This is a genomic window from Haloferax sp. Atlit-6N, from assembly GCF_003383195.1.
GTDB classification, from domain to species: Archaea; Halobacteriota; Halobacteria; order Halobacteriales; family Haloferacaceae; genus Haloferax; species Haloferax gibbonsii.
This window is the reverse complement of record NZ_QEQJ01000043.1, coordinates 1-740: the sequence shown is the minus strand read 5'-3', so window position 1 is coordinate 740 and position 740 is coordinate 1. Positions and strand designations below refer to the sequence as shown.

At 66.1% G+C, this 740-nt stretch carries 1 protein-coding gene; it reads left to right on the top strand.

Annotation, left to right across the window (positions count from 1 at the left end; genetic code table 11):
* Positions 1–740 (top strand): DEAD/DEAH box helicase family protein (locus tag DEQ92_RS21045; protein ID WP_147299534.1); only part of this gene is annotated, 740 nt, incomplete at both ends.

Below are 740 nucleotides of genomic sequence, written 5' to 3'. Positions count from 1 at the left end.
GCCGACTTGCTGTCGCTGATGCGGTCGGTGCTCCCGCGTCGGTCACACCCGCTCGAGGAGTGGGTCGAATCACAGTGGAAACGCGCGAACCGGTTCCGCTTGTTCACTCACGAGGACGGATACGTCGTCCTCGAAGCCGCCTCCGAGAGCCTGATGGGCAACGTCGCGCGGCAGAAACTCGACGACGAACAGCTCGTCGCGCCGATTTCGGATACGCAGAGCTGGGTTCGCGACGGCGCCGAAGCCGAGATCAAGCGGATCCTCTACGAAGCGGGCTACCCCGTCGAAGACGACCGCGAACTCGACACCGGAGAACCGCTCGACGTGGACCTGACTGTCGACCTGCGCGCGTACCAGTCTGACTGGGTCGAGCGCTTCCTCGATCAGCGCTCCGGCGTCCTCGTCGGCCCCTCCGGCGCGGGCAAGACCGTGACCGCCATCGGCGTCCTCGCGGCGGTCGGCGGCGAGACGCTGATCCTCGTGCCCTCGCGGGAACTCGCCGCACAGTGGCGTGCCGAACTGCTCGAACACACGACGCTCACCGAAGACCAGATCGGTGAGTACCACGGCGGGCAAAAGGAGATCAACCCGGTCACGATCGCGACCTACCAGACGGCGGGGATGAACCGTCACCGCTCCCTATTCGACTCCCGCGGCTGGGGGCTCGTCGTCTACGACGAGGTCCATCACATCCCCTCGCGGATCTATCGACGCAGCGCCGACCTCCAGACGAAACACCG